This window comes from Pseudomonas segetis (assembly GCF_900188155.1).
In the GTDB taxonomy this organism is placed as follows: Bacteria; Pseudomonadota; Gammaproteobacteria; order Pseudomonadales; family Pseudomonadaceae; genus Aquipseudomonas; species Aquipseudomonas segetis.
The window spans coordinates 137733-161316 of sequence record NZ_FZOG01000001.1 but is presented as its reverse complement, the minus strand read 5'-3'; the positions used below and the strand labels follow the sequence as shown (position 1 = coordinate 161316).

At 57.0% G+C, this 23584-nt stretch carries 22 protein-coding genes; 8 read left to right on the top strand and 14 right to left on the bottom strand.

The annotated features are described in order from the left end of the window. The 4 genes from gloA to CHB79_RS00785 all read right to left on the bottom strand — a co-directional run bounded on the left by gloA (window position 1) and on the right by CHB79_RS00785 (window position 3288). Window positions 1-393: a lactoylglutathione lyase gene (gloA, locus tag CHB79_RS00800; protein ID WP_010484498.1), complete on the bottom strand. Its 393-nt coding sequence runs from the start codon at window positions 391-393 to the stop codon at window positions 1-3. 156 nt (window positions 394-549) lie between these two features. Continuing rightward, a complete protein-coding gene (locus tag CHB79_RS00795; RefSeq protein WP_010484496.1) occupies window positions 550-840 on the bottom strand; it encodes a hypothetical protein in 291 nt (96 codons plus the stop codon). Between the two features lie 167 nt (window positions 841-1007). Beyond that, on the bottom strand, window positions 1008-2225 hold the full coding sequence (locus CHB79_RS00790; protein ID WP_010484494.1) for an argininosuccinate synthase: 1218 nt from the start codon (window positions 2223-2225) through the stop codon (window positions 1008-1010). A gap of 130 nt (window positions 2226-2355) precedes the next feature. Further along, window positions 2356-3288, bottom strand: a complete 933-nt coding sequence (locus tag CHB79_RS00785) for a flagellar protein MotY (protein WP_089359175.1) — start codon at window positions 3286-3288, stop codon at window positions 2356-2358. Window positions 3289-3467: 179 nt separating this feature from the next. On the opposite strand from CHB79_RS00785, the gene pyrC reads away from it, so the two are divergent. Both pyrC and rnt read left to right on the top strand, forming a co-directional pair. Next, window positions 3468-4514 (top strand): dihydroorotase, encoded by a 1047-nt coding sequence (gene pyrC / locus CHB79_RS00780; protein ID WP_089358582.1) that lies wholly within the window; start codon window positions 3468-3470, stop codon window positions 4512-4514. Next, window positions 4511-5185 carry a ribonuclease T gene (gene rnt, locus CHB79_RS00775; RefSeq protein WP_010484489.1) on the top strand — a complete coding sequence of 225 codons (675 nt, stop codon included), beginning with the start codon at window positions 4511-4513 and terminating at the stop codon, window positions 5183-5185. The genes pyrC and rnt overlap by 4 nt, the downstream gene beginning before the upstream one ends. 118 nt (window positions 5186-5303) lie before the next feature. On the opposite strand, the gene CHB79_RS00770 is transcribed toward rnt, so the two are convergent. Continuing rightward, on the bottom strand, window positions 5304-5906 hold the full coding sequence (locus tag CHB79_RS00770) for a peroxiredoxin (RefSeq protein ID WP_010484487.1): 603 nt from the start codon (window positions 5904-5906) through the stop codon (window positions 5304-5306). A gap of 286 nt (window positions 5907-6192) precedes the next feature. Between CHB79_RS00770 and CHB79_RS00765 the strand changes: the two genes are divergently transcribed. Both CHB79_RS00765 and bfr read left to right on the top strand, forming a co-directional pair. Continuing rightward, on the top strand, window positions 6193-6411 hold the full coding sequence (locus CHB79_RS00765; protein WP_010484485.1) for a bacterioferritin-associated ferredoxin: 219 nt from the start codon (window positions 6193-6195) through the stop codon (window positions 6409-6411). Between the two features lie 219 nt (window positions 6412-6630). Next, entirely contained in the window at window positions 6631-7101 is a 471-nt protein-coding gene (gene bfr / locus CHB79_RS00760; RefSeq protein ID WP_010484483.1) for a bacterioferritin, read from the top strand. A gap of 68 nt (window positions 7102-7169) precedes the next feature. Here the strand turns inward: bfr and CHB79_RS00755 are convergent, their stop codons facing one another. The 3 genes from CHB79_RS00755 to CHB79_RS00745 form a co-directional block, all read right to left on the bottom strand. Next, window positions 7170-8597, bottom strand: coding sequence for an MATE family efflux transporter (locus CHB79_RS00755; protein WP_089358581.1), 1428 nt, complete (start codon window positions 8595-8597; stop codon window positions 7170-7172). Between the two features lie 145 nt (window positions 8598-8742). Next, a complete protein-coding gene (gene grxD, locus CHB79_RS00750; protein WP_010484479.1) occupies window positions 8743-9069 on the bottom strand; it encodes a Grx4 family monothiol glutaredoxin in 327 nt (108 codons plus the stop codon). A 120-nt stretch (window positions 9070-9189) separates the two neighbouring features. Further along, window positions 9190-11298, bottom strand: a complete 2109-nt coding sequence (locus tag CHB79_RS00745) for a molybdopterin oxidoreductase family protein (RefSeq protein WP_089358580.1) — start codon at window positions 11296-11298, stop codon at window positions 9190-9192. 320 nt (window positions 11299-11618) lie between these two features. On the opposite strand from CHB79_RS00745, the gene argF reads away from it, so the two are divergent. Together argF and CHB79_RS00735 are read left to right on the top strand one after the other, a co-directional pair. Further along, on the top strand, window positions 11619-12539 hold the full coding sequence (gene argF / locus CHB79_RS00740; RefSeq protein ID WP_010484475.1) for an ornithine carbamoyltransferase: 921 nt from the start codon (window positions 11619-11621) through the stop codon (window positions 12537-12539). After that, window positions 12536-13645, top strand: a complete 1110-nt coding sequence (locus tag CHB79_RS00735; RefSeq protein WP_010484474.1) for an ABC transporter ATP-binding protein — start codon at window positions 12536-12538, stop codon at window positions 13643-13645. The genes argF and CHB79_RS00735 overlap by 4 nt, the downstream gene beginning before the upstream one ends. An 18-nt stretch (window positions 13646-13663) precedes the next feature. Here the strand turns inward: CHB79_RS00735 and CHB79_RS00730 are convergent, their stop codons facing one another. The 4 genes from CHB79_RS00730 to ybaK form a co-directional block, all read right to left on the bottom strand. Next, a complete protein-coding gene (locus CHB79_RS00730) occupies window positions 13664-14455 on the bottom strand; it encodes a PhzF family phenazine biosynthesis protein (protein ID WP_089358579.1) in 792 nt (263 codons plus the stop codon). Between the two features lie 27 nt (window positions 14456-14482). Continuing rightward, on the bottom strand, window positions 14483-15310 hold the full coding sequence (locus tag CHB79_RS00725; protein ID WP_089358578.1) for a substrate-binding periplasmic protein: 828 nt from the start codon (window positions 15308-15310) through the stop codon (window positions 14483-14485). Between the two features lie 30 nt (window positions 15311-15340). Continuing rightward, entirely contained in the window at window positions 15341-16828 is a 1488-nt protein-coding gene (gene glpK / locus CHB79_RS00720; RefSeq protein ID WP_010484468.1) for a glycerol kinase GlpK, read from the bottom strand. A gap of 97 nt (window positions 16829-16925) precedes the next feature. After that, window positions 16926-17396: a Cys-tRNA(Pro) deacylase gene (gene ybaK / locus CHB79_RS00715; RefSeq protein ID WP_010484466.1), complete on the bottom strand. Its 471-nt coding sequence runs from the start codon at window positions 17394-17396 to the stop codon at window positions 16926-16928. Between the two features lie 93 nt (window positions 17397-17489). Between ybaK and CHB79_RS00710 the strand changes: the two genes are divergently transcribed. Both CHB79_RS00710 and glpD read left to right on the top strand, forming a co-directional pair. Beyond that, complete coding sequence (locus CHB79_RS00710) at window positions 17490-18248, top strand: DeoR family transcriptional regulator (RefSeq protein WP_010484464.1); 759 nt, start codon at window positions 17490-17492, stop codon at window positions 18246-18248. Window positions 18249-18410: 162 nt separating this feature from the next. Next, entirely contained in the window at window positions 18411-19967 is a 1557-nt protein-coding gene (gene glpD, locus CHB79_RS00705) for a glycerol-3-phosphate dehydrogenase (protein WP_089358577.1), read from the top strand. 32 nt (window positions 19968-19999) lie between these two features. On the opposite strand, the gene CHB79_RS00700 is transcribed toward glpD, so the two are convergent. Together CHB79_RS00700 and metE are read right to left on the bottom strand one after the other, a co-directional pair. Continuing rightward, complete coding sequence (locus CHB79_RS00700; RefSeq protein WP_089358576.1) at window positions 20000-20989, bottom strand: alpha/beta fold hydrolase; 990 nt, start codon at window positions 20987-20989, stop codon at window positions 20000-20002. Between the two features lie 193 nt (window positions 20990-21182). Continuing rightward, complete coding sequence (gene metE / locus CHB79_RS00695) at window positions 21183-23471, bottom strand: 5-methyltetrahydropteroyltriglutamate--homocysteine S-methyltransferase (RefSeq protein WP_089358575.1); 2289 nt, start codon at window positions 23469-23471, stop codon at window positions 21183-21185. Window positions 23472-23584 lie beyond the last annotated feature (113 nt).

The window sequence follows — 23584 nt, the reverse complement described above, 5'->3', positions numbered from 1 at the left end:
TCAGTCGTTGCGTGAGGGCGACAACAGCTCGATCTTATAGCCGTCCGGGTCTTCGACAAACGCAAGAATGCTGGTGCCATGCATCATCGGGCCTGGTTCACGGGTAATCTTGCCGCCGCGCGAGCGGATGTCATCACAGGCTTTGTAAACGTCCTCGACTTCCAGGGCAATGTGCCCGTAGCCGTTGCCAAGGTCGTAGCTTTCGGTGCCCCAGTTGTGGGTCAGTTCAAGTACCGAGTTGTGCGCTTCATCCCCGTAGCCAACAAAGGCCAGGGTGAATTTACCGTCCGGATAATCCTTGCGGCGCAGCAGGGTCATGCCCAGCACTTCGGTGTAGAAAGCGATGGATTTATCCATATCGCCGACGCGTAGCATGGTATGCAACAAGCGCATGATAAAGGCTCCATAGAGTCGTTATGGCAAATGCAAAAGGCCACTATTTGGCCTCTACTAAATGAAAGCCTATTGTGAGCGCCCTAACGGATTCTGACCAGTCTTGCGCTCGATCAAGCCCCTGGAGCGCTGGACCTGGATTATAGGGAAAGCGCTCTAAAGCGCTTTCTTGAGGGTTTTTCGGCCTAGATCGTCCTTGGCATCATGCGCCCGGTCCTTCTTGTCGGAGATACCATCTTTTGCGTCATCGACCTTATCTTTCTTGTCGTCCAGACCCATGCTATCGGAGGCGGCTTCTTTTGCATCACAGCGACCACCAACACCCACGGTGGCTTTCATGGCTGCGCTTTTAGCTGCCTTTTCAGGGGTGCAATCGGGGTCAATAACCCCAGCCTGGAGGTTCAAGCAAAACAGGCCAAGGCTTAGGCCAGCGAGTAATTTGTACATGAGCACTACTCCTTTTAAAGGCGGACAACGCGAAGGTTATCCGCCATGGCTCAAACGCCTGAATCGTCAGAGATGAGCCAACTTTTCACCTGTTCGCGCCAACCAATGACGCATAAAAAAGCCTCATATAGACAAGGCTATATGAGGCTTGATGGACTACTGAAAGCTTAGATCAGTTTGCGACCCTTGTTGGCAGCAATACGCATGCGCAGGGCATTCAACTTGATAAAGCCTGCGGCGTCTTGCTGGTTGTAGGCTCCGCCGTCTTCCTCGAAGGTTGCGATGTTGGCATCAAACAGCGATTCATCGGACTTGCGGCCGACAACGATAACGTTACCCTTGTACAGTTTCATGCGAACCACGCCGTTCACGTTGACCTGCGAGGCATCGATCATCTGCTGCAGCATGGTGCGCTCAGGGCTCCACCAGAAACCGTTGTAGATCAGGCTGGCGTACTTAGGCATCAGCTCATCCTTGAGGTGAGCGACTTCGCGGTCCAGAGTGATCGACTCAATGGCGCGGTGACCCTTGAGCATGATGGTGCCGCCTGGGGTTTCGTAGCAGCCGCGGGACTTCATGCCGACAAAGCGGTTCTCGACGATGTCGAGGCGACCAATACCGTTCTCGCCACCGATGCGGTTGAGCTCGGTCAGCACAGTTGCAGGCGTCATTTCCTTGCCGTCGATGGCAACGATGTCACCCGCGCGGTAAGTCAGTTCGATGTAGGTTGGGGTGTCCGGCGCCAGCTCTGGCGACTTGGTCCAACGCCACATGTCTTCTTCGTGCTCGGTCCAGGTATCTTCCAGCACGCCGCCTTCATAGGAGATGTGCAGCAAGTTGGCATCCATCGAGTATGGCGATTTCTTCTTGCCGTGGCGCTCGATTGGAATGCCGTGCTTTTCAGCGTAATCCATCAGTTTTTCGCGGGACATCAGGTCCCACTCGCGCCACGGGGCAATCACCTTGACGCCCGGCTTGAGTGCATAGGCGCCCAGTTCGAAACGAACCTGGTCGTTGCCTTTGCCGGTGGCGCCATGGGAAATGGCGTCAGCGCCGGTTTCGTTGGCAATTTCGATCAAGCGCTTGGCAATCAGCGGACGCGCGATCGAGGTACCGAGCAGGTACTCGCCTTCGTAAACAGTGTTGGCACGGAACATCGGGAAGACGAAATCGCGAACGAACTCTTCGCGCAGGTCATCAATGTAGATTTCCTTGACGCCCATGGCCTGAGCTTTAGCGCGAGCTGGCTCAACTTCTTCGCCTTGACCGAGGTCAGCAGTGAAGGTCACTACTTCACAGTTGTAAGTATCTTGCAGCCACTTGAGGATCACTGAAGTGTCCAGGCCACCGGAATATGCCAGGACTACCTTGTTTACATCGGCCATGCCATGAACTCCATGGGGTTGTACGGAAAGCCGACCATTCTACTGACCCTGGCGGCCAATTTACAGAGGCGCGACAGCTTAAGACGACGAGGCGACAAATTGTTTAGCCGATGCGACTGCAAAAACCCGGTCAGGAAGTCGCGGCGGGATCGGCTGGCGCTGTAGCTTTTGGCGCCAGAGCCGGCTCATCCGGGGATTTTTCAACGGCCTGCTCGGGGACTTTATCCAAAGTGATGGACACGCGCCGGTTCTTCGCCCGATTGGCCGGGCTGTTATTGGGCACTATTGGGTAGCGCTCGCCGTGGAAGCGCATGGTGATTTGCTCCGCTGGCACACCGTGTGCTTCCAGGTAGCTCATGACCGCCATTGCCCGGCGCCGCGACAAGTCGCGGTTGGTCAAACGGCTACCACTATTATCGGAATGGCCCTCAAGCAGAATTCGATTGACCGCAGGATCCGACTTGAGGAAATCCAGGAGTATCTGCAGCTTGGCCTCGGCCATTGGATCAAGATCGACGCCGCCATTGGGAAAGCCAATGCGACTCTGCCTGACCTGATTGAAGTTAACCGGAAGCAGCTTGGCGGTGCAGGCCAGGTAATCGGTGTAGGCCTTCTTGAACTTGACCGGTAGCAGGCGGACTTCAACCCGCTCTCCTCCTTGAATAGCCAAATGTTGCACCAACGGGCTGCGACCATCCAGCAACCCGGCGAGCAAACGTCCGGCTTGGGCCTGGGAACTGTTGAACGGAATATTGCCGTCGCTAACCCCAACCCGACCCAGGTTGATATCCGAGCGTCCCGGCTGCCATGGTGCGGCCGCTGCAAGCAAGGTTGCCGAGCCAGGGCTCAGCCAGCGGCCTTGGGTCTGCAAACGAAAAGTGGCTTGCTCACCAGCCTTCCTGACAAACTCACCGACGCCGAAATCCGTCACAGGCTGCGACAGCCGACACTCGAACTTATCGCCCTCCACTGTCCACTCAACATTCTCCAGACGCGTCTGAAAGCTAATGCCCCATGCAGGCAAACAGGTGCTCAAGCCAATGAGCAGGCACAGTGGGGTCATCGAAAGTTGGCGCACGGTGGGCTCCACACGTAATCACGGGTTTGCCTTTGATATCGGTTGCAGGCGCAAAAACTTAAGTACGCTGGTCGTGGATTTGCGCGTTAAGCGCACGGATGGCGTGCTCTGATGGGGGTTTTCCGGTAGGATTCGAGCCACGTTTTACCCGCCTGGAAGCCTCCATGATCGACCGTCTTACTCTGCTGCGTCCCGATGACTGGCATATTCACCTGCGCGACGGAGCTGTTCTGCCGCACACAGTGGCTGACGTTGCGCGTACTTTTAGCCGTGCCATCATCATGCCCAACCTGGTTCCGCCAGTACGCAACACCAGCGAAGCCGGTGCCTATCGCCAGCGCATACTCAGCGCCCGTCCGGAAGGCAGCCAGTTCGAACCGTTGATGGTGCTGTACCTCACCGACCAGACCAGCCCTGAAGATGTTCGCAGCGCCAAGGCCTCGGGCTTTGTCCATGCTGCCAAACTGTACCCAGCCGGCGCGACCACCAACTCCGATTCCGGCGTGACCAGTATCGACAATATATTCGCCACCCTGGAAGCCATGGCCGAAGTCGGCTTGCCGCTCTTGGTTCATGGCGAGGTGACCCGCAGTGACATCGATATCTTCGACCGCGAAAAACAGTTTATCGATGAGCACCTTGGTCGAGTGGTCGAGCGCTTCCCAACCTTGAAAGTCGTTTTCGAACACATCACCACCCGTGATGCCGTGGAGTTCGTCAAGGCCGCACCTGCCAACGTAGGCGCAACCATTACCGCTCACCACCTGCTGTACAACCGCAATCACATGCTGGTCGGCGGTATTCGCCCGCACTTCTATTGCCTGCCGATCCTCAAGCGCAATGTGCATCAGGAAGCCTTGCTTGATGTCGCCACCAGCGATAATCGCAAGTTCTTCCTCGGCACCGACTCGGCGCCGCACGCCTTGCACGCCAAGGAATCAGCCTGTGGTTGCGCCGGCTGCTACACAGCCTTCGCCGCTATAGAGTTGTATGCCGAAGCTTTCGAGCAGCGCAATGCCCTGGACAAACTCGAAGCCTTCGCCAGCCTCAACGGCCCCGACTTCTATGGCCTGGCGCGCAATACCGAGACCATTACCCTGGTCCGTGACGACTGGAACGTACCGGCCAGCCTGCCTTTCGGTGAGCAAACTGTTACTCCACTGCGTGCTGGTGAAACCCTGCGCTGGCGCCTGCTGGAGCAAACTCAATGAGTGAAGATCAGTACGAAGAAGAACTGGAGGGCAACGCGCCCTCAGGCCCGCGCCACCCAATGGCAGCGCGTTTTCGCGGCTATCTGCCGGTGGTGGTAGATGTCGAAACCGGCGGTTTCAACAGTGCCACCGACGCGCTGCTGGAAATCGCCGCAACCACAGTAGGGATCGATGAACAGGGTTTTCTGTACCCCGACCACACCCACTTCTTCCGTGTAGAACCCTTTGCGGGGGCGAACATCGAACAGGCGGCGCTGGAGTTCACCGGCATCAAGCTTGATCATCCGCTGCGCATGGCGGTGAGCGAGGAACATGCCCTGACTGAAATCTTCCGTGGCCTGCGCAAGTCGCTGAAAGCCAATGGATGCAAACGCGCCATTCTGGTTGGGCACAACAGCAGCTTTGACCTTGGTTTTCTTAATGCGGCGGTTGCCCGTACCGGCATCAAGCGCAACCCCTTCCATCCATTCTCAAGCTTCGACACCGCAACCCTGGCTGGCTTGGCCTATGGCCAAACCGTTCTGGCCAAAGCCTGCCAGGCGGCGAGCATCGAGTTTGATGGTCGTGAAGCACATTCGGCACGTTACGACACCGAAAAGACAGCCGAGCTGTTCTGCGGCATCGTCAACCGCTGGAAAGAGATGGGTGGCTGGGAAGACTTCGACGACTGAAGCCCTTGCACGGGCGATGCTGAACTCATGAACAACGCATAAAAAAACCGGCCATAAGCCGGTTTTTTTATGCGCCAGGTAACGCTCAGGTGAGCAGCGCCCACCTGAAGGCAAACCCTTACAGGTTGGCAGCGTTCTCGGACAGGTAGGCAGCAACACCGTCTGGCGATGCAGTCATGCCTTTGTCGCCTTTCTTCCAGTTTGCCGGGCAAACTTCGCCGTGCTCTTCGGTGAACTGCAGGGCATCAACCAGACGCAGCAGCTCGTCCATGTTACGGCCCAGCGGCAGGTCGTTCACGATCTGCGAGCGAACAACACCGTTGAGGTCGATCAGGAAAGCGCCACGGAAAGCCACGCCGCCTTCAGACTCAACGTCGTAGGCTTTGCAGATGTCGTGGTTGATGTCAGCTGCCAAGGTGTACTTGACCTGGCCAATGCCGCCCTTGTCTACCGGGGTGTTGCGCCATGCGTTGTGGGTGAAGTGGGAGTCGATGGAAACACCGATCACTTCAACGTTACGCGCCTGGAACTCAGGAATACGGTGATCCAGAGCGATCAGCTCCGAAGGGCATACGAAGGTGAAATCCAGCGGGTAGAAAAATACCAGGCCATATTTGCCTTTGATCGCAGAGGACAGGCTGAAGCTGTCAACGATTTCGCCTGTACCCAATACAGCTGCGACGTCGAAATCAGGGGCTTTCTTACCTACGAGTACGCTCATTCGATATCTCCTAAAAAGTTTTGAGTAGTGCGAGTAGCCTAGCGCTATAACACGACAACGCAATGACGCTCCCCGCACTGACTGGGCCCATCATCATACACTTCGATTTTAGGCCTCGCCCACCGCTTTTTGACCTTGGGTCCTGCAAGGCAACTCAGCCAGGGGATAACCGTTCATCAGGGTTTTTCGATTTATCCAACATACGCTGCGGATGGCTTTGACAAGCATTCTCATTAACATTAGTATCCATCGCAACGAAACAGTCTTTGAGCAGTGAGTCTTAACTATGTATGTCTGCCTCTGCGAAGGTGTCACTGACGGCCAGATCCGCGATGCAATCTACGAAGGTTGCTGCAGCTACCGTGAAGTCCGTGAAGCAACAGGCGTTGCCAGCCAATGCGGAAAATGCGCCTGCCTGGCCAAATCGGTTGTCCGCGAGACCCTGACCGAGGTCCATGCCAACCAGGGCGCCCTCGCCTATCAGGCCAATTTTGTAGCTGCTTGATATTTTTTATCGCAGCTAAAACCAGACCTATCCAAAGCCGGATTTAAGATCCGGCTTTTTTATGCCCAAAATTCAATGACTTAATACTTAGATGCAGAACTTAAACATTCGTATTAAGTTTAAATTTAACTTATCTATCAAACACTTAGGTTTGACAGTAGTAGTTTATGCGCTCAAAATTTGCTTCACATATTTTTTCGGCACAGAGCAGGCACGCAAATGAAAGGCGACAAGAAAGTCATCCAGCATCTGAACAAGATCCTCGGTAACGAGCTGGTCGCGATCAACCAATACTTCCTGCATGCCCGCATGTACGAAGACTGGGGCCTGAAAAAACTCGGCGAGCACGAGTACCACGAATCAATCGACGAAATGAAACACGCTGACAAATTGATCAAGCGTATTCTTTTCCTCGAAGGCCTGCCTAACCTGCAAGACCTTGGCAAAATTCTCATTGGTGAAAATACCAAGGAAATGCTTGAGTGCGATCTGAAGATCGAACACAAAGCGCACACCGACCTGAAAGCCGCGATTGCCTACTGCGAGAGCGTTGGCGACTTTGCCAGCCGTGAATTGCTGGAAGACATTCTGTGCTCCGAGGAAGAACACATCGACTGGCTCGAAACCCAACTCAGCCTGCTCGAGGCCATTGGCCTGCAAAACTACCTGCAGTCGCAAATGGACGAATGATCCTGTTGCTTGCTTGAATCAAAAACGGCAGCCCTGGGCTGCCGTTTTTTTATGCCTCCAATAACGAGCTAGCGATAGCCCTCTTCAACCAAAGCTTCCTCAGAAACCCTGCGCACCTGCTGATCTTCCTCGGTGAGCCGGGTTTTCTTCCAGTCGCCTCTGGCAAACCAGCACAATGAAATAATCGCGATCAGCACATTGGTGACCGGAAATGACCACCACAAGCCAGCAGCACCCAACTGAGTGTGCTTGGCCAATACATAGGCCAGCGGGAATTGCAGCATCCACTGTGCAACCAGCGCGATAACCATCGCACTGAGCATGTTACCCGAGGCCCTGAATGCAGAAACGATGCACAGTTGAATACCAATGCATCCCCAGGCCAACGCCATGATGCGAATGAAATCCGTGCCCTGATTGATCACCACGGCCTCGCCCGGCACAAAGAACGCCACCAGGTGTGGGGCAATCGCATACACCAGCAAACCCACGACAGTCAGGCCAACAAAACCATACAAGGCCCCTAGCTGGGTGATTTTCGAGGCGCGGTTGATATTGCCTGCGCCTATGTTCTGGCCGACCAGGGTCGAGACGGCCATTGAAATGCCCATCGCGGGAATGGTGATGACTTGCAGAATATTGGCGCCAATACCGTAGGCGGCGATTGTGCCGGTATCGAAACTGGCCACCAGAAAAGACATGACGATCAACCCCAGGCCTCGAGTAGAGAGTTCAACCGAACCTGGAAAACCAAGAAAGAACGCTTTGCGGATATAGCCCAGGTCCGGCTTGAACCCTGCCCACTTGACTTGAATCCCGTGGCGCCCGCGCAAAAACACCCACATCCCCAAGCTGGCCGCTATTGCTTGAGTCACCAAAGTCGCCATGGCCGCGCCCGTGACACCAAAACCCGGTACGGGCCCCCAACCGAAAATAAACAACGGGTCGAGGCCGAAGTTGAGCAACACCGTTGCCAGCACGATCAGCAAAGGCACTCGCGTTTGCCCGACACCGCGCATCAGGGACTGGAACATGAAGAAGATAAATACAAAGATCACGCCAACAAATGACACACGCATGTATCCCAGGGCGCTGTCATACACATTTGCCTCGACGCCGAGCAACTTGAGCAGATATGGGGACAAGATATAGCCAAGGGTGCCCAGGACCACTGAACTGATCATCACCATCAGCATGGTCTGCGCAGCCACATGATTAACCATGTCCGGGCGTCCAGACCCCATGTACTGGGCAGTCAGTGTAGCGCCGGCCATTGCCAGCCCTGCTCCCAGCGCTACCACCAGAAATGTGACCGGCGTGCTGACAGCTACCGCCGCCACGGCCGACGCCCCCAGGCGACCAACCCAATAGGTGTCGGTCAGTTGATAACCGGCCTGCAACAAGTTGGCGATAATGATCGGCACCGCCAGCGACAGCAGCGCCCTGGCAATGGAACCATTGAGAAACTGATGCTGACGCTGGCTACTGCTACTCATCTCATATCCCTGTTTTGCCTGGCGAGCGCTCTGCGATAGAGACCCTATGGAACCTGAGCAGTTCAGCAACGATCCGGGACAAAGGGTTTGCGCAAGGCAAAAAAAATCGATGCCGAGGCATCGATTTTTCCAGAACCCGCGAAGCTTAGGCTTCGGACTTCTCAACTGCCGCCTTGATCATGGGCTGCAGTTCACCATTGTCAAACATCTCGGCAATGATATCGCTGCCGCCGACCAATTCACCACCGACCCAGAGTTGCGGGAAAGTTGGCCAGTTGGCGTACTTTGGCAGATTGGCGCGGATATCCGGATTCTGCAGGATATCGACATAGGCGAACTTTTCGCCACACGCCATGACGACCTGCGAGGCCTTGGACGAGAAGCCACACTGCGGGGCATTCGGCGAGCCTTTCATGTACAACAGAACGGGGTTGTTGGCGATCTGTTCTTTGATGGTTTCGATGATATCCATTGGGCACCTCAGGACTAAGCTTTACGACTCAAAAGTCGACACGGTTGGCGCTATTGTAGCGAAAAGCCGAGTGTAATGCTTGGTCGGAAACAACCCGGCCCAAATACCGACCTGAGCCTCTCAGGCGGCGACTATTTCGACCGGCACCCCATTCAGCGCGGCATTTCCTGATAGCGCATCGAGTTGCAGCTCGTCGGTCAGGTCATTGGCACTGGCACCCGGCTGATGACTGGCAATTGCCATTTGCACTCCAGGCCGGGCATGACCCCAACCATGAGGCAGGCTCACCACACCCGGCATCATGTCATCGCTGGCGGCGACCTCCACCTCAATCAGCCCAACCCGTGAGCGCACCCGCACCCGCTGGCCATCCGTCAAGCCACGGCTGGTCAGATCTGCAGGATGCATTAACAGTTGATGACGCGGCTTGCCCTTCACCAGGCGGTGATAATTGTGCATCCACGAATTATTACTGCGCACGTGCCGGCGACCAATCAGCAACAGTTCATCGGCAGCAGCCAAAGGCTGCTGGGCAAAGCGCTGCAGGTCAGCCATGAAGAGAGCTGGCGCCGCCTGCACCTTTTTATCCTCCGTACGAATACGGGCGGCCAAATTAGCCTTGAGCGGCCCCAGGTCCAGGCCATGGGGGTGTTCGCGCAGCGCATCAACACTGAGCTTATGCTCGGAGTTGTCACCATAGGCACCGCGCCGCAGGCCCATGTCGATCATCTTGACAGGGGCCATGGTTGGCTTGAGTTCGGTGCCCATTTTTGCAGAGAACGCCTTGGCCAGGCCGATGAATATTTCCCAGTCATGCAAGGCATTGGCGGGCTTGTCCAGTACCGGCTCGTTGAAGCGCGTGACATTACGCACCGCGAAGCTGTTAAAGGTGGTGTCGTAGTGATCATGCTCCAGCGGTGCCGTCGGCGGCAGGATCAAATCGGCGTAGCGGGTGGTTTCATTGATGTAAAAGTCGATGCTGAGCATGAACTCCAGGCCATCGAGCGCCTGCTCCAGCTTGCGTCCGTTGGGCGTCGACAACACCGGATTACCCGCTACGCTGACCAAGGCTTTGACCTGCCCCTGGCCTTCGGTCAGCATTTCCTCGGCCAGCGCCGCGACCGGCAGTTCGCCGCCATACTCAGGCAAGCCTGAAACCCTGCTTTGCCAAACATTGAAGTGCCCCCCCGAGGTGCTCGCCACCAAGTCAACCGCCGGCTCGGTGCAAAGCGCACCGCCAACCCGATCCAGGTTGCCAGTCACCAGGTTGATCAACTGCACCAACCACTGGCACAGGGTGCCGAATGCCTGGGTCGAAACGCCCATGCGCCCGTAGCACACCGCTTTATCAGCGCCAGCGAAGTCCCGCGCCAACTGGCGGATAACGTCAGCTGGAACAGCGCAACGCTCACTCATTGCCTCGGCGCTAAAACCGGCAACGGCCTCACGCACTGCCTGCAAGCCCTCTACATCCAAGTGGGTCTGGCGTGTTAGGTTTTCACTGAACAAGGTGTTCAAAAGAGCAAGCAGCAGCGCGGCATCCTGCCCGGGACGGATAAACAGGTGTTGGTCGGCAATTGCGGCGGTTTCCGTGCGGCGCGGGTCAACCACCACAAACTTGCCGCCACGGGCCTTGATTGCCTTCAGCCGCTTCTCGACATCCGGCACCGTCATGATGCTGCCGTTGGACGCTAGCGGATTGCCCCCGAGGATCAACATAAAGTCGGTGTGATCGATATCCGGAATCGGTATCAGCAAGCCATGGCCATACATTTGATGGCTGGTGAGGTGATGCGGCAACTGGTCGACCGAGGTTGCCGAAAAGCGGTTACGGGTTTTCAACTGCCCTAGAAAATAGTTGCTGTGGGTCATCAGCCCGTAGTTGTGCACGCTCGGGTTTCCCTGGTAGATCGCCACAGCATTGTTACCGTGCCGCGCCTGGATATCGCTCAGGCGTTCGGCAACCAGGGCAAAGGCCTCGTCCCACTCGATGGCCTGCCACTCACCACCCACACGACGCATTGGCTGACGTATCCGGTCGGGGTCGTTCTGGATATCCTGCAGTGCCACCGCTTTTGGACAGATGTGACCACGGCTGAAGGTGTCCTGTGCATCGCCTTTAATGGATACGATTTGCTGACGGCCGTCCGGCGCACGCTCGGTTTCGATCGTCAGGCCGCAGATGGCTTCGCATAGATGGCACGCACGGTGATGGAGAGTCTTGCTCATGGCCGGCCTCGCTTTATTATTCGAGTGCACCCGCAGGAGTGCAAATAACGACTATGGCGCGCAGCCCGATATCGCACCAGCAGCGTTAGTCCTGTGAATTGACAGGCATCAGGGCAACCAATCCAGCACCAGCAGGCCGCCGCCGAGCAGGCTGGCAAAGCCTGAAACAGCAGACAATTTGCGCCGAATCGTCATTTGCTTATAAGATTTCGCCTTTCCCTGTTACGTCGCACTGTGCGGCCTCCTGCCGCAGGTCCAGCCATTTCTACTATTTATAGTGCTTGTGCCACCTGCGCCCTGTTGTAAAAAAGGTATTTTTGATGAGCGCAAGACACTTTCTCTCGCTGATGGACTGCAGCCCCACTGAGCTGGTGAGCTTGATCCGCCGCGCCATGGAGCTAAAGGATTTGCGCAACCGAGGCGTGCTTTTCGAACCGCTCAAGAACCGTGTACTGGGCATGATTTTCGAGAAGGCCTCGACCCGGACACGCCTGTCCTTTGAAGCGGGCATGATCCAGTTTGGCGGCCAGGCTATTTTCCTGTCGCCACGCGACACCCAACTGGGCCGTGGCGAACCCATTGCCGACGCAGCCAAGGTGATGTCTCGCATGCTCGATGCGGTCATGATCCGCACATTCGCCCACGACACCCTGACCGAATTTGCCGCGAACTCGCGCGTACCTGTCATCAATGGTTTGTCAGATGACCTGCACCCCTGCCAGTTGCTGGCCGACATGCAGACCTACCTTGAACACCGTGGCAGCATCGCGGGCAAAACCGTGGTCTGGATCGGTGATGGCAACAACATGTGCAACTCCTATATAGAGGCTGCCATCCAGTTCGACTTCCAGTTGCGCGTTGCCTGCCCCGAGGGCTACGAGCCTAGCGCCAGGCTGCTGGCCGAAGCTGGAGAGCGGGTACAGATCATCCGCGATCCACGCCAGGCAGTGGTTGGTGCGCACTTGGTGACGACCGACGTATGGGCCTCGATGGGCCAGGAAGACGAAGCGCAAGAACGCATGAAGCTGTTCAAGCCCTACCAGGTCGATCGTGCCCTGCTCGATATGGCGGACGAAAGCGTATTGTTCCTGCACTGCCTGCCGGCCCACCGTGGCGAAGAGATCAGCGAAGACTTGCTTGACGATCCGCGCTCGGCCGCATGGGACCAGGCGGAAAACCGTCTTCATGCGCAAAAGGCCTTGCTTGAATTCCTAGTCGAAGCGTCACACCACCACGTATGACACACTCAATGCTGCTTAACCTGCGCGACCTGAGCTGTGGCTACAACGAGCACAAGGTAGTACAGGACCTCAATCTACACCTCAATGCCGGCGATATTGGCTGCCTGCTCGGCTCATCCGGCTGCGGCAAGACCACGACATTGCGCGCGATTGCCGGCTTTGAGCCGGTGCACAGCGGCGAGATAAGCCTGGCCGGCGAAGTGATTTCCAGTGCCGGCTTTACCCTCGCGCCGGAGAAGCGACGGATCGGCATGGTGTTTCAGGACTACGCCCTGTTCCCCCACCTAAGCGTGGCGCAGAACATCGCCTTTGGCATTCGCAAACAACCAGACTGCGAGCGCATCACCGAGGAATTGCTGGCGCTGGTCAAGCTTGACCACCTTGGCAAACGCTACCCGCACGAGTTGTCTGGCGGACAGCAGCAGCGGGTATCGCTGGCCCGTGCACTGGCGCCAGAACCCCAGTTGCTATTACTTGATGAGCCCTTCTCCAACCTTGATGGCGAACTGCGCCGCAGCTTGAGCCGTGAGGTTCGTGAAATCCTCAAGAGCCGTGGCACCAGCGCGATCCTGGTGACTCACGATCAAGAAGAAGCCTTTGCTGTCAGCGATCATGTCGGAGTGTTCAAGGAAGGCAAGCTGGAGCAGTGGGACACCCCCTACAACCTGTACCACGAACCCAAGACCCCTTTTGTCGCCAGCTTTATCGGCCAGGGTTATTTCATCCGTGGCCAGTTGCTGAGCCCGGAAAAGGTGCAGACCGAACTGGGAGTGATCAGCGGTGATCGTGCCTATATCTGGCCGACCGGCAGCGCGGTAGATGTACTACTGCGGCCCGACGACATTGTTTACGCTCCGGAAAGTTCGCTGACAGCACTGATTGTCGGCAAGACCTTCCTTGGTGCGGCAACCCTGTATCGCCTGCAACTGCCAACCGGGAGCCAGCTTGAGGCGCTATTTCCCAGCCACGCGGATCATCAGCCAGGTGAAAGCGTGGGGATTCGCGTTGCAGCGGAGCACTTGGTCGCATTTGCAGTACCCGGCAGCGTCGCAACCCACGCCAACCCGCCAAGCTCTGGGGTACGCCGCCACAGCGCGGGCAGCTAGCTCAGGTCACAAGGGGGACTAGACGTCCCCCAGCAACAAGGTTGCCTTGGCGACCAGAACGGCGTCACCGGCAATTTTCACCCGCTCCCCCGCCAACCGACAATGCAATTCCCCGCCCCGCGCAGAGGCCTGGTACGCACGCATCTCAAGCTTGGCCAGGCGCTGCGACCAATAGGGGATCAAGCTGCAGTGGATGGCGCCGGTAACGGGGTCCTCGGCAATCCCGATCGAAGGGGCAAAGTAGCGAGAGACAAAATCATATTGCTGCCCTGGCGCGGTGATGATGACACCCATGCCCGGCAATTTGGCGACTTCAGCCAAGTCAGGCTGGCAATTGCGCACCGTAGCTTCATCCGCCACCACCGCGAGCAGTTCCGGACCGACAAATGCGGCCTCGACAGCAACCCCCAGCGCTGCAGACACCGCGTCGAGCAACCGATGATCGGGCTCAATATTTTGCGCAGGGAAGTCCAGCTCCAAACGTTGCCCGGCGCGCCTGACCCGTAGCGGCCCGGACAGGCTGTGAAACTCGATAACCTCGCCCGGCTCTGCATAGATATTGAACAACACATAAGCGCTGGCCAGCGTCGCGTGACCGCACAACGGCACCTCGGTAGCCGGTGTGAACCAGCGTATGTGCCAATGCTCGGACTGCTTTACTAGAAATGCGGTTTCCGCCAGGTTGTGTTCGGCCGCGATACGCTGCATCAGCGCGTCATCGAGCCAGTGATCAAGGCGATAAACAATAGCTGGGTTACCGCAAAATGGGCGGTTGGAAAAAGCATCGACTTGATGATATTCGAGTTGCATCACGATAATCCTTGGTTGTCTGGGCCATCACCGCTGCGGGTCAGGGGCCGGGGAGGAATGATCAGGGTCGATAGCCGGCGGGCTGATGCCATAACGCCGATATAGCGCAGCCACTTTTCCCGTGGCTGCATAGCGTTCCAGGCCCTGCTCGAAAATATCGACATAACGCTGGCTGGCCCCCAGTGCGGGGCTGAACGCGACGTAGATCGGAACATCTATCTTGCGACAACCAACTTCAAGCAGGGCATCGGTTTGCCCCTGCCTGGCCAAATAGGCTTGCATGACCCAGTTATTCTCAATAATGGTGTCCACGCGGCCTTTGCGCAATTTATCAATATTGATGGCTAGCGCCCGATCACCGGACGCCATCTGCACTCGTGCCGAATCAGCACGGTAACGCTCGAAATAGGTGTTCAGCTCCTGGCCATAGCTATAGCCATTAATAGCTCCGACCGTGACCCTGGCCAGCGAATCGACCCCTTGGTAGCGCCAGCCAGGGCCTGGCTTGGCGTAGAAGCAATTACGCGAGATGCCCACAGCCGTCTTGGTAAAGATGAAATCTGGAGCGTCTCTGACGCCAGCGCCAAGCAACGCATTGGCTTTACCTAGCCGAACCTCATGAACAGCCCGCGCCCAATTGGTCACCCGGTACTCGACCTCAATCCCGCGTTCGGCAAATATGTCTTGCACCAACTCCACGAATATCCCTGGTTGCTGCCCATCCGGCGCGCAGTTCACAGGGCACCAAAGGTCGCCGGTGATGACCAGGGTTTCGTTATCCGCCCCTGCGGCCCAGAGCACCTGCGCGCAAAAACTTGCAATAAAAGCCAGCCATAAGCGAAGAAAGCGAATCAAAGGTCTGCCTCACAAAAAAGCCGATGTGGGCTAGTTCTCGCTGCGTACCCGCTTTACGGCATCCAACCAGCCCTTGTAAAGCGTATCACGATGGCTATCTGCCATTAACGGGGTAAAGCGTTGCTCGCAGTGCCAATGGCTGGCAATTGCTTCGAGGTCAGGGTAGATACCCGCTTGCAGCCCTGCAAGGTATGCGACCCCGAGCGCCGTCGTTTCTGTAACCTTAGGACGCTCTACAGTGACCCCGAGAATATCGGCCAAAAACTGCAGGACCCAGTTATTTTCAACCATGCCGCCGTCAACCCGAAGCGCACTGGGCGCAGCGGCGCCGTCCTGGCGCATGGCCTCAAGCAGGTCCAGGGTTTGGTAGCAAACCGACTGCAAGCCTGCTGTGACGATTTCCTTGATACCAGTATCGCGGGTCAGGCCAAAGATCGCGCCCCGCGCTTTGGGGTCCCAATAAGGTGCTCCCAACCCCGTAAAGGCAGGTACCAGATACACGCCACACGCATCACCGGTTTGCACGGCCATTGCTTCGCTGTCGCGCGCATGATTGATCAGCTTGATACCGTCACGCAGCCACTGAACGGCTGCGCCAGCCACGAAAATGCTGCCTTCGACGGCGTATGTAACCTTGCCATTGAGGCGATAACCCACTGTGGTCAACAAGCGGTTCTGCGAGGTAACCGGCGTATCACCGGTATTCTGGATCATGAAGCAGCCAGTGCCGTAGGTGCTCTTGACCATGCCCGGCTGAAAACAGGCCTGACCAACCAACGCCGCCTGCTGATCGCCCGCAATACCCAGCACCGGAATGGCCGCCCCCAGGAGCTCGGGCAAGCAAGCACCAAAATCCGCAGCCGAATCCATGACCTCGGGTAGCATGTTCACCGGGATATCAAACAACTCCAGCAACTCGGCATCCCATTGCTGAGTATGGATATTGAACATCAAGGTACGCGAGGCGTTGGTCGCATCGGTCTTATGTGATTGGCCGCCCGTCAGGCGCCACAGCAAGAAGCTGTCGACCGTACCAAAGCGCAACTCGCCCCGCTCTGCTCGCTCACGAGCGCCGGGTACATTTTCCAGAATCCAGCGCAGCTTGGTCGCGGAAAAATAGGGGTCGATCAGCAGTCCGGTCTTGGCTGCCACGCGAGCCTCATGCCCGGCCTGCTTGAGCTGTGCACAGTAATCAGCGGTACGCCGGTCCTGCCAGACAATGGCGTGATGGATTGGCTCGCCACTTTGGGCATCCCATACCAAGGTGGTTTCACGCTGGTTGGTGATGCCTATTGCAGCAATCTGGTCAATCTCCAGACCACTGTGTTCCAGCGCCTGCCGACAGACATCCAGGGTGCTCTGCCAAAGCTCCTCGGCATCATGTTCGACCCAGCCGTCTTGCGGGAAATACTGTTTGAACTCCTGCTGCGCCTGCGCCACAGGCAAGCCTTGGGCACTGAATACAATTGCGCGACTGCTCGTCGTGCCTTGGTCGATCGCCAGCAGAAACCGTGACATGTATGTGTCCTTATTATTGTCGGGCCTTCACAACCGAAAATGTGTTGGCCAAGGTGAATGAGTGCACGCCGCACCCATGGCATGCAGCAAACTGAAATTACTCGCGGCCAATTGCCGCAAATTGGGCATTGGTGTGTTGCGCCAGGACGGCACCCGATAACTCGACCTCAAGTCCGCGCCGCCCGGCACTGACATGAATGCTCGGAAACTGTTGGGCCGAGGTGTCGATAAAGGTACGCAGCCGCTTCTTTTGCCCCAACGGGCTAATGCCACCGAGCAAGTACCCTGTTGACCGTTGCGCGGCAACTGGATCGGCCATATCGGCCTTCTTGACCCCGGCTGCAGCGGCCAGCGCCTTCAAGTCCAGGCTACCGGCGACGGGCACCACAGCAACTATAAGCTCGCCTTTCTCGCTTGCCGCCAGCAGCGTCTTGAACACACGCGCAGGATCAAGGTTAAGTTTCTCGGCAGCCTCCAGCCCATAGGAAGCCGTTTTCGGATCATGGCTGTAGCTGTGAACCTGGAACGGCGCCTTGGCCTTTTTTAACAGATCGATTGCAGGGGTCATGTTCGTTTGTGAAAATGCTCAGACAAAGTCTCATTACCATAGCCGAAAATTTCTTCCTGAGCAGCCTATAATGGCGCAAAAAAGGACTCGCCCATGACCCTGCCACCGCGCCAGCAAGACATTCTCAATCTCGCCCGCGAGCGCGGATACGTCAGCATCGAGGAACTTGCCCAGGCATTCACTGTAACCCCGCAGACTATCCGCCGCGACATCAACCAGCTCGCCGAACAGGGCTTGCTACGCCGTACTCACGGCGGCGCGGCGTGCGAAAGCTCCAGCACACAAAACACTGCCTACACCATGCGCGCCGGGCAAATGCGCGAAGAAAAACTGCGCATTGCCGAAGCCGTTGCTGCCCAGATACCTGATCACGCTTCATTGTTTATCAACATAGGCACGACCACCGAAGCCATTGCCCGCGCGCTACAGAACCACAAAGGCTTGAAAATCATCACCAACAACCTGCATGTGGCCGCACAACTGAGCACCAAGGCTGATTTCGAAGTACTGGTGGCCGGCGGAACGGTGCGTGCCGACGGCGGAATCGTGGGCCAGGCCGCAGTCGATTTCATCGAGCAATTCAAGGTCGACTTTGCCCTGGTTGGCATCAGCGGCATTGATGAAGACGGCAGCTTGCTCGACTTTGACTATCAGGAAGTGCGGGTATCCCAGGCAATCATCAACAATGCCCGCCGGGTTCTGCTGGCCGCTGACTCAAATAAATTCGGACGTAACGCCGTGGTGCGCCTGGGATCGATCAACCTGGTCGACCAAGTATTTACCGACGCAGCGCCAAGCCCGGCGATCTGCCGGCTTTTGCGCGACGCCAAGATCCAACTCAACCTGGTCTAGACAGCCTCTGTAGCAAGACACGACGCAAACCAGGGCGCAGCTGAAGACTCAAAGCAGGCAAACTTTCGTGGCTTGTCGACTGGCGAAGCCAGGGTTATTCAACTAGCATATGTTCGGAAGTGAACATCAATAGTTCAATTTCGATCCCTGGTGAGTGTCAGCATGTCCAAACACAGCAGCCACAGCGCACCCATTGCCGAAGTTTATGATGTTGCCATCGTTGGCGGCGGCATTAACGGAGTCGGAATTGCCGCCGATGCAGCAGGACGCGGTTTGTCAGTGTTTCTTTGCGAGCGCGACGACCTGGCCGAACACACTTCTTCCGCCAGCAGCAAACTGATCCACGGCGGCCTGCGCTACCTTGAGCACTATGAATTTCGCCTGGTGCGCGAAGCGCTTGCCGAACGCGAAGTGCTGCTGGCCAAGGCCCCCCATATCATCAAGCCCATGCGGTTTATCCTGCCGCACCGCCCGCACTTGCGGCCTGCATGGATGATCCGCGCGGGGCTGTTTCTCTATGATCATCTTGGCAAGCGTGAAAAACTGCCGGCCTCCAACGCTGTACGCTTCGCCGCAAACAGCCCAATGCAAGCGCATATCACCCGAGGCTTTGAATATTCGGATTGCTGGGTCGACGACGCCAGGCTGGTGGTGCTAAACGCCATGGCCGCCCGTGAGAGCGGCGCCCACATCCACACCCAAACCCGCTGCACCAGCGCACGACGCAGCAAAGGCTTATGGCACATTCATCTTGAACGCGGCGATGGCAGCCTGTTTTCAATTCGCGCCCGTGCGCTGGTCAATGCCGCCGGCCCCTGGGTGGCGAAATTTATTCGCGACGATCTCAAGCAAGAATCCCCCTACGGGGTTCGCCTGATCCAAGGTAGCCACATCATAGTGCCGCGCAGGTTCGAAGGTGAGCAGGCATATATCCTGCAGAACGAAGACCAACGCGTGGTGTTTGCGATCCCCTACCTCGATCAATTCACCATGATCGGCACCACCGACCGTGAGTATCAAGGCGACCCAGGCACGGTGGCCATCACCGAAGAAGAAACCGATTACCTGCTCAATGTGTTCAACGCGCACTTTCGCCAGTCTCTTGGACGCGTGGATATCCTGCATAGTTTTTCAGGGGTCCGGCCACTCTGTGATGACGAGTCTGCCGAACCGTCAGCCGTCACCCGCGACTACACCCTGTCACTCTCTGGGCATCCCGGTGAGGCTCCTCTGCTTTCGGTATTCGGCGGCAAGCTGACCACCTACCGCAAGCTGGCCGAATCCGCACTGAAACTGCTGGCCAGCCACTTCCCGCAAATGGGGCCAAGCTGGACCGCGACCAGTTTGCTACCCGGCGCCGAGGACTTTACAAGCCAGGCCGCCTTGGTCGACGCGCTCAGCGCCAGGTCCAACTGGTTGCCGAACAGCTTGGTTCGGCGCTGGGCAACCACTTACGGCAACCGCAGCTGGCTGTTGTTGGACGGAGTAGACAAGCTACAAGACCTGGGCGAGCATTTTGGCGCCCAGTTGTATGCCCGGGAAGTTGAATACCTGTGCGCCGAGGAGTGGGCTACGGCGCCTGCCGATATTCTTTGGCGTCGCACCAAGCTCGGCCTGTTCATGAGCGCCGCAGAACAACTACGCCTTGGCCAATACCTGCAGGAACGCCGTTCGCAGGCTGCGAAACCCGTGCCCCTGGGCCCGGCGCTGCTTCAATAGGCAAATTGTTTGCCCGCACAAGCTTCCCCAGCCTACAACTGGGCGATATGAGTATCCCTACGGTGGGCAATCAAATAGGGCAGCACCGCTGCAAGCAACGGCTTTTTAAACGCAGCCTGAAAACGATGGGCCAAGCCGGGAATCAGCTTTAACTGGCTGCCGCGAATGTGCGCCGCCAGGTGTACGCCGTGCATTACCGGCAATAGCGGGTCTGCCGTGCCATGCACCACTAGAGTCGGAACCCGTAGGCGATTGAGCAGCTCCACCCGGCTCGGCTCGGCCAGAATGGCTGCGATCTGTCGCTCAACCCCTTGCGGATTGAATGCGCGATCGTAGGAAACCTGCGCTTCGTGCAGCAACTGCTGGCGATCATCCTTGACCTCGGGACTGCCCAAAGCAGCGAGCAGATCCGCTTGTTGTTCCAGCGCCACCGCCCTGTTGGGCGCTTCACGGCGGCCCAATAACGCCAGCAGCTTTGGACTCGGTGCCGGTAAGCCCGCGGCTCCCGAGCTGCTCATGATCAACGTCAGGCTTTGCACCCGCTGCGGCGCGAGATCAGCCAGGTGCTGGGCGATCATGCCACCCATGCTTGCACCCAGGACATGGAAGCGTTCAATGCCCAGCGCATCCATCAAACCCAGTGAATCACGGGCCATATCTGTCAGGCTGTAAGGCGCCGACACACTGATGCCGATTCTGTAGCGCAACGCTTGGATGGTCAGGTTTACCGGCGCCATGGGCTGATGCCAACGGCTCAAACCGACATCGCGATTGTCGAAGCGAATCACCCGAAACCCCTGCTCACACAGCGATTGCACCACCTCATCCGGCCAGTGGATCAGTTGGCCGCCCAGGCCCATCACCAGCAATAAGGCGGGATCACGGGCACGACCGACACTTTGATAGGCAAGACTCAGCTCACCCACATCGGCAAATTGTGTAGCGGATGTCAGGTCGCAACGGACCGCAGAAAAAGACGACACGCTGAATAACAGCGCGACCATAAATAAAAACGCACGCATAAAAACACCAAAACGCAGAACCCCATCAAGGTGCAATCTTGATGATATTTATGCTTTCGCGCTGCCACAGAACCATGACAATTTGATGAACCCTGCTCAGTGGTCGTTTTAGCCATGAAGCGCTTGATTGATAGCGTTTTAAAGCCTGCCAGAGCGCCCGCACATTCCATGCGCGCTCTGGCATTTCGCCGATTTAAGCCAGCTGGGTGCGCAACTGACGCGCTGCCGCGACCATATTTACTAACGCAGCTTCGGTTTCGGCCCAGCCACGGGTTTTCAAGCCACAGTCGGGGTTAATCCACAGCCGTTCCGCCGGGATGCGCTGCACTGCCTTGGTCATCAACTTGATGATTTCAGCGGTTTCCGGCACCCGTGGCGAATGGATGTCGTAGACACCAGGACCAATGTCATTGGGATAATCGAAGGCTTCGAATGCATCAAGCAACTCCATGTCCGAACGCGAAGTCTCGATGGTGATGACATCGGCATCCATCGCCGCGATTGACTCGATCACATCGTTAAATTCGCTGTAGCACATGTGCGTGTGGATCTGGGTTTGGTCCTGTACACCCGATGCACACAAGCGGAATGCCTCGGTCGCCCAGTCGAGATAATCCTGCCAGGCCGCCTTGCGCAACGGCAGGCCCTCACGGAACGCGGCCTCGTCGATCTGGATGATCTTGATTCCGGCTCGCTCCAGGTCAACCACTTCATCACGAATTGCCAGTGCCAACTGCCGCGCCTGGACTTCAGGGCTGACATCTTCACGCGGGAAGGACCACATCAGCATGGTCACCGGCCCGGTCAGCATCCCCTTCATGACTTTGCTGGTCAGGCCCTGCGCATAACGAATCCATTCGACCGTCATGGCTTTAGGTCGGCTCAAATCACCAAAGATCACCGCTGGTTTCACGCAGCGCGAGCCATAGCTCTGGACCCAGCCAAAACGGGTGAACGCATAACCATCGAGCTGCTCGGCGAAATACTCGACCATGTCATTACGCTCTGCCTCGCCATGCACCAGCACATCCAGGCCAAGGTCTTCTTGCACTTGAACTGCGTGGCGGATCTCACTGAACATCGCCTCGGTGTATTCAGCGCCTGACAATTTGCCTTGTTTGAATGACTGACGCGCCAGACGAATAGAGGCGGTCTGCGGGAAAGAGCCGATGGTGGTGGTTGGGAACGCTGGCAACTGCAGCCGTTCGCGTTGCAGGTCAATACGTTCAACAAAGGCTGATTTACGCTGGCTGTCTGCTGCTGTCACCGCACTCAAGCGCGCTTGCACCTCAGGTTTGTGAATGCGTTTTGACTGCTTACGGCTGAGCTGGACCTGTGCACTCTCGGCCAATGCCGCCTTGACCTCGGCAGACTCAGGATCGTTCAAGGCCTTGCCCAGCAGCGAAATTTCCGAGCACTTTTGCACGGCAAACGACAGCCAGCCTTTAAGCTCGGTATCCAGCGCATCTTCTGGCTGCAGATCAACCGGGCTGTGCAGTAGCGAGCATGATCCAGCAACCCAAAGGTTGTCACCGAAGCGAACTTGCGCCTGCTTCAACGCCTGCAGCGCAGCATCCAGGTCGCAACGCCAGACATTGCGTCCATTGACCACGCCCAGTGACAGCACCTTATAGCTTGGCAGGCGATCAATCAGCAGCGGCAGTTGTTCGGGCGCCCGCACCCAATCGACATGCAAGCCATCGACTGGCAAGCCCACGGCCAGGCCAAGGTTGTCTTCAAGACCACTAAAATAGGTCGCGACCAGTTTTTTCAGCGGCGCATGCTGGAGCAAGTGATAAGCGCGCTCGAAGGCGTTTTTCCAATCCTGCGGCAGGTCCAGGCCAAGAATGGGTTCGTCGATTTGCACCCACTGGACATCCAGGGTAGCCAGGCGTCCGAGAATCTCACCGTAGAGTGGCAACAGGCGCTCAAGCAGATCCAGTTTATCGAACTCATCGCCCTTGGCTTTACCCAGCCACAAATAGGTTAGCGGGCCAATCACTACAGGCTTGACCTTGTGCCCCAGGGCCTGGGCCTCGGCGACCTCCTCAAACAGCTGCTCCCAGCTCAGCTGGAAGCGCTGATCAGCGCTGAACTCAGGCACCAGGTAGTGATAATTGGTATCGAACCACTTCGTCATCTCTTGCGCATGGGCGCCGCCACAACAGCTTTTGCTGACACCGCGAGCCATGCCAAACAAGGTATCCAAGGTTGGCTGGCCGGCGTCAGGCCGAAAACGCTGGGGGATCACCCCAAATGTCAGGGAGTGCGTGAGCACCTGGTCGTACCAGGCAAAGTCACCCACTGGCAGCAAGTCGATTCCAGCATCCTTCTGCAGTTGCCAATGCGCAGCGCGCAGTTGGCGACCCACCACACGCAAACCGGCCTCATCCAGCTCGCCTCGCCAATGGGCTTCCAGCGCCTTCTTTAATTCGCGGTCGCGACCGATGCGAGGAAAACCGAGGGAATGAGATACAGCCATGACTAATTACTCCATACAGATGATGGCCTGTATTCTCAACAACCGCTAATCATGAGACAAACTCAACATATTCGTATTGATCTATAGTTTTACTCATGTTCATATAGCGCCAC

Coding starts and splice junctions, on each gene's coding strand:
- metE (WP_089358575.1), bottom strand. CDS start 23,471: ATGGCTGTATCTCATTCCCTCGGTTTTCCTCGCATCGGTCGCGACCGC.
- pyrC (WP_089358582.1), top strand. CDS start 3,468: ATGATCGACCGTCTTACTCTGCTGCGTCCCGATGACTGGCATATTCAC.
- bfr (WP_010484483.1), top strand. CDS start 6,631: ATGAAAGGCGACAAGAAAGTCATCCAGCATCTGAACAAGATCCTCGGT.
- CHB79_RS00795 (WP_010484496.1), bottom strand. CDS start 840: ATGTACAAATTACTCGCTGGCCTAAGCCTTGGCCTGTTTTGCTTGAAC.
- CHB79_RS00765 (WP_010484485.1), top strand. CDS start 6,193: ATGTATGTCTGCCTCTGCGAAGGTGTCACTGACGGCCAGATCCGCGAT.
- CHB79_RS00770 (WP_010484487.1), bottom strand. CDS start 5,906: ATGAGCGTACTCGTAGGTAAGAAAGCCCCTGATTTCGACGTCGCAGCT.
- grxD (WP_010484479.1), bottom strand. CDS start 9,069: ATGGATATCATCGAAACCATCAAAGAACAGATCGCCAACAACCCCGTT.
- CHB79_RS00790 (WP_010484494.1), bottom strand. CDS start 2,225: ATGGCCGATGTAAACAAGGTAGTCCTGGCATATTCCGGTGGCCTGGAC.
- gloA (WP_010484498.1), bottom strand. CDS start 393: ATGCGCTTGTTGCATACCATGCTACGCGTCGGCGATATGGATAAATCC.
- CHB79_RS00735 (WP_010484474.1), top strand. CDS start 12,536: ATGACACACTCAATGCTGCTTAACCTGCGCGACCTGAGCTGTGGCTAC.
- CHB79_RS00700 (WP_089358576.1), bottom strand. CDS start 20,989: ATGCGTGCGTTTTTATTTATGGTCGCGCTGTTATTCAGCGTGTCGTCT.
- argF (WP_010484475.1), top strand. CDS start 11,619: ATGAGCGCAAGACACTTTCTCTCGCTGATGGACTGCAGCCCCACTGAG.
- CHB79_RS00745 (WP_089358580.1), bottom strand. CDS start 11,298: ATGAGCAAGACTCTCCATCACCGTGCGTGCCATCTATGCGAAGCCATC.
- CHB79_RS00710 (WP_010484464.1), top strand. CDS start 17,490: ATGACCCTGCCACCGCGCCAGCAAGACATTCTCAATCTCGCCCGCGAG.
- CHB79_RS00785 (WP_089359175.1), bottom strand. CDS start 3,288: ATGACCCCACTGTGCCTGCTCATTGGCTTGAGCACCTGTTTGCCTGCA.
- CHB79_RS00730 (WP_089358579.1), bottom strand. CDS start 14,455: ATGCAACTCGAATATCATCAAGTCGATGCTTTTTCCAACCGCCCATTT.
- glpD (WP_089358577.1), top strand. CDS start 18,411: ATGTCCAAACACAGCAGCCACAGCGCACCCATTGCCGAAGTTTATGAT.
- CHB79_RS00755 (WP_089358581.1), bottom strand. CDS start 8,597: ATGAGTAGCAGTAGCCAGCGTCAGCATCAGTTTCTCAATGGTTCCATT.
- glpK (WP_010484468.1), bottom strand. CDS start 16,828: ATGTCACGGTTTCTGCTGGCGATCGACCAAGGCACGACGAGCAGTCGC.
- ybaK (WP_010484466.1), bottom strand. CDS start 17,396: ATGACCCCTGCAATCGATCTGTTAAAAAAGGCCAAGGCGCCGTTCCAG.
- rnt (WP_010484489.1), top strand. CDS start 4,511: ATGAGTGAAGATCAGTACGAAGAAGAACTGGAGGGCAACGCGCCCTCA.